Annotated in this window: 6 protein-coding genes and 1 riboswitch; of the genes, 1 reads left to right on the top strand and 5 read right to left on the bottom strand. The window is 49.1% G+C overall.

The window, feature by feature from the left end; translation table 11 throughout:
• Positions 1-378: 378 nt before the first annotated feature.
• Entirely contained in the window at positions 379-822 is a 444-nt protein-coding gene (locus FYJ65_RS05470; protein ID WP_154554345.1) for a LytTR family transcriptional regulator DNA-binding domain-containing protein, read from the bottom strand.
• A gap of 177 nt (positions 823-999) precedes the next feature.
• A riboswitch (THF riboswitch) is annotated at positions 1,000-1,092 on the top strand.
• A 91-nt stretch (positions 1,093-1,183) separates the two neighbouring features.
• Here FYJ65_RS05470 and FYJ65_RS05465 point away from each other — a divergent pair.
• Complete coding sequence (locus tag FYJ65_RS05465; protein WP_154554344.1) at positions 1,184-1,696, top strand: folate family ECF transporter S component; 513 nt, start codon at positions 1,184-1,186, stop codon at positions 1,694-1,696.
• A 7-nt stretch (positions 1,697-1,703) separates the two neighbouring features.
• Here FYJ65_RS05465 and FYJ65_RS05460 read toward each other — a convergent pair whose 3' ends face one another.
• Genes FYJ65_RS05460 through pth form a run of 4 tightly spaced genes read right to left on the bottom strand, consistent with a single transcriptional unit; the run spans position 1,704 to position 7,226 of the window.
• Positions 1,704-1,946, bottom strand: a complete 243-nt coding sequence (locus tag FYJ65_RS05460; protein WP_154554343.1) for an RNA-binding S4 domain-containing protein — start codon at positions 1,944-1,946, stop codon at positions 1,704-1,706.
• Positions 1,947-1,994: 48 nt separating this feature from the next.
• Positions 1,995-3,302: an amidohydrolase gene (locus FYJ65_RS05455; RefSeq protein WP_154554342.1), complete on the bottom strand. Its 1,308-nt coding sequence runs from the start codon at positions 3,300-3,302 to the stop codon at positions 1,995-1,997.
• Positions 3,299-6,655 (bottom strand): transcription-repair coupling factor, encoded by a 3,357-nt coding sequence (mfd, locus tag FYJ65_RS05450; RefSeq protein ID WP_154554341.1) that lies wholly within the window; start codon positions 6,653-6,655, stop codon positions 3,299-3,301. Before mfd ends, FYJ65_RS05455 begins: the two co-directional genes overlap by 4 nt.
• Complete coding sequence (gene pth, locus FYJ65_RS05445) at positions 6,645-7,226, bottom strand: aminoacyl-tRNA hydrolase (RefSeq protein ID WP_154554340.1); 582 nt, start codon at positions 7,224-7,226, stop codon at positions 6,645-6,647. The genes mfd and pth overlap by 11 nt, the downstream gene beginning before the upstream one ends.
• Positions 7,227-7,228: the final 2 nt, after the last annotated feature.

The raw sequence follows: 7,228 nt of genomic DNA, 5'->3' as shown, positions 1-7,228 counted from the left end.
CGCGTTCGCGTCTCGACTCGTTTCCGAATCATTATTGTTTGTGTTTAGAATTGTACAGGGACATCCGATTACAGTGTATGACTTAAAGTCATTTGTACATCGTTTGTCTCTTATACTGATCTTAGACAGAATCTCCATCGAAATGTGTTCCGTCTTTGACCGGTTCTGCACTATGAAGTTTTCAAGGTTCTCGCTGTCTCAAGTGAAACAGCTCATTTAGTATATCGCACCTTCAAGGCGTTGTCAAGCACTTTTTAAATTTTTTTTTAAAAAGTTTTGTTTCAGCCTTTCAGCGCTTCTCTCATGAACATTTTTCCTGAGAGCTTTTTTATTATACTGCTGCTGCAACCAAAAAGCAAGAACTTTTTTAATTTTATTTTATTCCTCCTCCATATCCTCCTCTCTACCTTGATATTCAAAGGTTTCCGCTACATTGCTCCCGTGACGTTCTTCCCTTCCCAGAAACGGCGGATACCCATACAGATAGTTTTTATATGCCCGCCGAGCCTTCAGAAAATTGTTCCGTCCGATTCCGTACGTAATTCCGGAGACGAAATTCATAGTGCTTTTACCCATGTTCTGTACATTATCAAAATTCACCACCAGCTTCTTCATCACCCGATAGAAGCTTTTCCCGGAAATAATCGGCACAATGTCCTCTATTTTTCCCCGGAAGATGTACTCCTGATGCTCAATAGTCATGATATGGAGCATGCTCTCAATCTGTTCGATGAATTCAATTTCATCCACCTTTATCTTGCAGTATCGCTCTTTCGTTATAATCGGGATTACGTCCTTGCTTCCATTACCGTCTTTTTCCATATTTCTCCCCCCTGGAATATCATCACTCTACACTCTCTTTTCCTGCTTCATGAAGTATTTTCATTCTAATACGAAAGAGGATAAAATCATATCCCTAAAAAATCGAGAAAAATCGAGATTTTCGAAAATGCAATTTTGCGGTTGTTCTATTGTACCTTTTGTGGTATATTCGAGGACGGTAGAGTAAATATCAAGCGTTAAGTTTCACAGAATGGGATGTTGTCTGTGACCGAAAACGACATGTTGCGGTTTGATATTGCATCCACTACTGCAAATATTATAGAGGAAATATAGAATCTCCTGATTATAATACCAGCAGTTTACGTTACTTCTTTTATTATAATCTTAAGGAGATTTTTTAATGGAAAGAAAAAGAACAAACACTGAAAAGCTCGTTATTACCGCCATTCTCATTGCGCTGGAAGTCATCTTGACCCGCTTCGTGGGCATCAGCACGCCGATGCTCCGAATCAGTTTCGGCTTTCTGCCGATGGTAATCGTCGCAATGTACTACGGTCCAATATGGGGCGGCGGCGCCTACGCGCTGGCCGACATTCTGGGAAGCCTCATTTTTCCAACCGGCGCCTACTTCCCGGGCTTCACGGTTTCCGCCTGCCTCACAGGCATCATCTACGGCCTTTTCCTGCACAAACGCAAGGTGACAGTGGGAACGAGTCTTGCAGCCGTCATCACAGTGGTATTGGGCATCAATCTTCTGGTGAATACCTTCTGGCTCACCATTATCCTGGGCAAAGGCTACATGGCAATGCTGCCGGCCAGATTCGTCAAAGAGCTCCTTTGCGTGCCAATCGACACCGCACTGATTCTCGTGCTGAGCAAAGCAACCCGGCAAATTTACCGACCGGCAGCTTAAAGGGCATTTAGCTGATTATTTCGTACATCCCTTCCGAGTCCTGTTTCTTGCAGGACTCGGTTAGTTTTTTGACCTGTACCGTCAATTCGCTGGTTCCAAAGGTTACCGTGATAAGGTCGTCCACCTTCACTTCCACCCCCGGCTTGGCCACTTTTCCGTTCACCTGAACGCGGCCCTGCTCGCAGGCTTCCTTCGCTACCGTTCTTCTTTTTATAATTCTAGAAATCTTCAAAAATTTATCCAGTCGCATTTTTTCTCCTATTCTTTTTCCGGTAAAAAAAGATTCGTTTGGCTCGGTCTACCGATTCAGGCTGTTCAGTATCTTTTTCCGAGCGTTATCGGTTTCCGTCATTACCTTTTCCAAGTCAATGGTGGTATATTCTCCATCCTGATACAGCACCTTTCCATCCACCATGGTGAGCCGCACATCTTTGCCGGACGCGGAGTACACAAGGTTGTTCAGCATGCTGTGCACCGGCTGCATGTTCGGCACATCCGCATCCACCACAATCAGGTCCGCCTTGAATCCTTCCTGAATCAGGCCGCAATCCTCCCGACCCTGAGACAGGGCGCCGGCTCTGGTGGCCGCATACAGCACATCTTCCGGCCGGACGATGGTATCCGCGCCGCCTTTTATTTTTTCCAGAAGGGCGAAGAGCTTCATCTCTTCGAAGAAGTCCAGATTGTTGTTGCTGGCAACGCTGTCGGTACCGAGAGCAAGCGACACCCCCGCCTTCAGGAGTTTTGGCGTGTCGCAAATTCCGCTGCCCAGTTTCAGATTGCTGGTGGCATTCACCGCAACCGTGGCTTTTCCCTCTGCCAGAATCTGCCGATCCTCGTCGTTCAGCCACACGCAATGGGCCGCCGTCACCGGAGAATCGAAGAATCCCATGTCTGACAGGTATTTTACCGGGGTGCGTCCGCCGTGGCGCTCCATGCATTCCCGCGTCTCTTTCTCCGTTTCCGACACGTGCACCTGAATCGGAACGCCGAACTCCCGGGCAACTTCCGCCACCGCCCGAACGGTCTGCTCATCGTTCGTGTATTCTGCATGAAGGCAGGCATCGGTGTGAATCCGACCATCTTCAAATCCGTCGTACATGAGAATCAAATCCTTCATGTTCTTGAAGGAAGGATTCTTTTCCGGCGCCGCTCCGGTGAAATTCGTTACGGAATGGCAGATGTTGCTCTTCATTCCGCTTTCCGAAATGCTGCGAATCATATCATCGCAGAACATATACATATCCGAGGTGGAAACGATGCCGTAACGGATGGATTCTGCCATGGTCAGGAGGGTGCTCCAATACACGCCCTTGCGGTACAACTTCGCCTCAAAAGGGAAAATCCGGTTGTTCAGCCACTCATCCAGCGGAAGGTTCTCTCCATAGCCTCGCATCAAACACATGGGGGAATGGCCGTGGGCATTGTAGAATCCCGGCAAAAGTACTTTTCCCGTTCCGTCATAGACCGGGCCGCCTTCACGGGTGATTTCCTCCGAAGGTTTTTCGGAACCGATATAGACAATCCGATTACCTTTGGTTACAACGGTCATATCCGACTGATACTGAAATGACGAATCGATCAATCCAATTTTTTCAAAAATCATCTGAGTTCCTCCTTTTGCTCTTCCGGTTCTTTTTTCTGCAGAATTCGAAGAAGCGTTAACACCTGCTTTAACACGTCGTTCGTACCCACGAACAGGCTCAGCGACGGTATTTTTCCGCTCTGAATCGTCAATTTTTTCCCCAGCGCCTGAGTGGCCATAACAAGCCCGTAGGCCGTTATGCGGTTCGTTTCGTAGAATGTGATCTGCACCCGATTACCCAGTTGTTTCAGGATTTCAATACCCAGGCGTTCCGATGCGCTTCGGATTTCCGCAATCCGAATCAGATTCACCATGACCTCCGGCATATCTCCATACCGATCCATCATCTCTTCCATTACATCATCTGCATCTTCTTCCGTCTCAATCTGGGCAATCTTTTTGTACGCCTGAAGCTTGAGGGTTTCGTCTCCGATATACTGCTTCGGAATCCGTGCCGGTACGTTGAACTCCAAGGTGCTCTCCGAACGGCTTTCGGTCACATCCTCCCCTTTCAAGCGGCTGACCGCCCGTTCGATTTCCTTGCAGTACAGCTCGTATCCGATACCTTCAATGTGACCGTGCTGCGCTTCTCCCAGCACGTTTCCGGCACCGCGAAGTTCCAGATCTCGCATGGCCAACTTGAAGCCCGCACCGAATTCCGTGAATTCCCGAATGGCCGCCAATCGTTTCCGGGCAATCTCCGTAAGGACCTTCTCCGGCTTATAAGTCAGATATGCGTACGCCAGGGTATCGGATCGGCCTACGCGGCCTCGGAGCTGATACAGCTGAGACAGACCCATTCGGTCCGCATCCAGGATGATGATGGTGTTGGCATTTGGAATGTCGATTCCCGTTTCGATAATCGTGGTGGATACCAGTACGTCCGTACGATGCTCCACGAAATCCACCATCACGTTCTCCAAGCTTCGCTCATCCAGCCGTCCGTGACCGACGCCAACCCGTGCCTGAGGCACCAATTCCTGAATGGTCTCCGCCACTTTTCGAATGCCTTTAATCCGATTGTAGATGACGAACACCTGACCGTTTCGATTCAGTTCCCGTTCGATGACTTCCTGAATCAGGGTTTCATCTTCCGGCGTCACGTAAGTCTGCACCGGAAGACGATCCTGCGGCGGTTCCTCGATGGTGCTGATATTCTTAATTCCGGTTAAAGACATGTTCAGCGTCCGCGGAATCGGTGTGGCCGACAGGGTCAGTACATCGATGTTCTTCCGCAGCATCTTGATTTTTTCCTTGTGCTTCACGCCGAAGCGCTGCTCTTCATCGATGACCAGCAATCCCAAATCCTTGTACTTCACATCATCGGACAGCACTCGGTGAGTTCCGATGACCAGATCCAAGGTTCCTTTTTTCAGCTTTTCGATAATCTTCGTCTGTTCCGCATCCGTTCGGAAACGGGAGAGCATTTCAATTTCAAAAGGGAATTTCTCAAAACGCGCCTTTAGGGTATGGTAATGCTGATCCGCCAACAAAGTGGTGGGTGCCAGCAGAACCGCCTGACGTCCTTCGGAAATGCACTTGAAAATCGCCCGAGCCGCCACTTCCGTCTTTCCGTACCCCACATCACCGCAAAGCAGGCGATCCATCGGCAGCGGTTTCTCCATATCTTCCTTGATTTCCGCAATGGCCTGCAGCTGATCTTCCGTTTCCGTGTACGGAAAATCATCCTCGAATTCCCGCTGCCACACCGTGTCTTTGGAAAAGGCATATCCACCGGCCGCTTCCCGCTCCGCATAGAGTTTCACTAGATCCTCCGCAATTTCCATGACGGATTTTCGAACCCGATCCCGGGTACGCCGCCATTCTCCGCCGGAAAGCTTCGACAGGCGCGGTGCATTTCCTTCATTTCCGATATACCGCTGAATGATATCCAGCTGCTCCGTCGGAATGTACAGCACATCCGATCCGGCGTAATGAATTTTCAGATAATCCTTCGCTTCTCCGTCCGTCTCCAGCGTCTTGATTCCTTCGAATCGACCGATTCCGTGAACCTCGTGTACCACGTAATCGCCCTTCTGAAGATCCGAGAAATCGATGGACGGAGATTTCTTTTTCTTTCGGCGAAGGGCTTTCTTCTGTCCCGGAAAAATATCATTTTCCGAAATATAACATAATCGTTCTTCTTCCAGAATTAGTCCGGCGCTTAAGTTTCCGGTATCGTATAAAAGATTTCCGTGAATGCCCCCTTCGTCCAGGTATTCCCGCAGCCGAGCTCCCCGTTCTTCCGTGGAGGACACCAGGTGCACTTCATAGCCCTTCTTCAGATACCCCTTGACAGAGGAGGCCAGCATCTGCAGCTGTCCGTTAAAGGGTGCCACCGGACGGCTTTCAATATTTTGAATTTCATCCAGCCGGTCCACGCCTTCGATACGCTCCGGAAAAGGAGTGGTAATCCGAATATTCTCACACTCCCGGTACATCCGAAGGAAGGAATCCTTGTCCTGATATTCCGGAATGGCTTCTCCGATTCGGGCCGGGTCGTACACCAGCACCAAACCGTTGTCCATATAGTTCCACATCCGGGTTTCCGGCACATCAAAATAGGATATGTATTCCGAAAAAATCGGCAGGTTGGTGCGGTTGCGGAACATCTCTCGGACGCGGCCCAACTCCTCTTCATACCGTTCGATTCGGCCGTCTTTCAGATTTTCTTTTTCCCGCTGCTCCTTCAGCTCGTCAATTCGCTTCCGGTACTCTTTTTCAATCCGCACTAAGGCTTTCTCCACCGCTTCCGGTTCCGGCATGAATTCCACCGCCGGGACGATTTGGAATTGCGAAATGGACTCTACGGATCGCTGGGAAACGGAATCGAAAGTTCGCAAGGAGTCGATTTCCGTATCGAAGAATTCGATTCGCACCGGGTTCTCCATGGAAGGGGAATATACATCAATGATATCGCCTCGTCCGCTGAATTCTCCGGGGGCGGAGGTAACGCTGTTGTACTCGTATCCGGCTTGAACCAGAAAGTTCTTCAGCTCATCCGGATCCACCTCATCCCCCAGCCGGAGCATTCGCCGATACTTCAGAAAATGCGCTTTTTCATCCACCGGCGGAAGCAAGGCGGAAATCGGCACGATAACAACATCGTGGGAAGTTCCCGCCAATGACTCCATGCCGCGAATTCGCCGCACCAATTCGTCCTTGTCTCGGGCTTCGTAGAGAAAATGAAAATCTTCTTTTTCCGGAAGTGCCTGAACCGAAATATCGGGTACAAAAAAAGAAATATCTTCCCTGAGCCTGTCCGCAACAAGGCCGGAAGATACCACGATTAATGTTGAGTTGTAATTCTTTATTTCTTTGGAAGCGAGGTAAGCGACACGACTGCCGCTTACCCCTGTGAAGTTAATGATCATCCTTTTTTTCGCTCTTTCTTGTATTATGGATGTTCATCGCATTTTCAATTCCAATGCGAATAATATCCGCTGCCGCAGATGCTGCTGCCTCTGCCGCTTCGTTCAGAATTTGCTGTTCATCCTTCCCCACTTTTCCAATGACAAATTGGATGGTGGAACCGTCACTGCTGCCAATTCCCACCCGAACCCGGGGGAATTTCCGAGATCCCAGTTCCTGAATCACGGACTTCATTCCATTATGTGTTCCGGGACCGCCGCTTTTTCGAACACGAATCGACCCGATGGGCAGATCGAAATCATCGTAAATTACGATTAAATTCTCTTCCGGGATTTTATAGAAATTCATAATCTCCCGAACCGACTGCCCGCTGAGGTTCATATAGGTCTGAGGCTTCAGTAAAATTACCTTTTCGCTTCCGATGCGTCCCTCTCCGATTAAGCCTTTGAATTTGGCCCGATTCACATCAATTCCGAATTCCGATGCCATGGCATCGATGGCCTTGAACCCCATATTGTGTCTTGTGTTCTCATACTTTGAGCCCGGATTACCTAGTCCTACAATGATATACATGG

This window comes from Mogibacterium kristiansenii (assembly GCF_009695905.1).
Classification (GTDB): Bacteria; Bacillota; Clostridia; order Peptostreptococcales; family Anaerovoracaceae; genus Mogibacterium_A; species Mogibacterium_A kristiansenii.
The sequence above is the reverse complement of the archived record's forward strand: the minus strand, read 5'-3'. Positions and strand labels throughout refer to the sequence as shown.

What these genes read in the sequence shown, in the direction of transcription:
- FYJ65_RS05460 (WP_154554343.1), bottom strand. Translation starts at nt 1,946, where the DNA reads ATGCGACTGGATAAATTTTTGAAGATTTCTAGAATTATAAAAAGAAGA.
- mfd (WP_154554341.1), bottom strand. Translation starts at nt 6,655, where the DNA reads ATGATCATTAACTTCACAGGGGTAAGCGGCAGTCGTGTCGCTTACCTC.
- FYJ65_RS05455 (WP_154554342.1), bottom strand. Translation starts at nt 3,302, where the DNA reads ATGATTTTTGAAAAAATTGGATTGATCGATTCGTCATTTCAGTATCAG.
- FYJ65_RS05465 (WP_154554344.1), top strand. Translation starts at nt 1,184, where the DNA reads ATGGAAAGAAAAAGAACAAACACTGAAAAGCTCGTTATTACCGCCATT.
- pth (WP_154554340.1), bottom strand. Translation starts at nt 7,226, where the DNA reads ATGTATATCATTGTAGGACTAGGTAATCCGGGCTCAAAGTATGAGAAC.
- FYJ65_RS05470 (WP_154554345.1), bottom strand. Translation starts at nt 822, where the DNA reads ATGGAAAAAGACGGTAATGGAAGCAAGGACGTAATCCCGATTATAACG.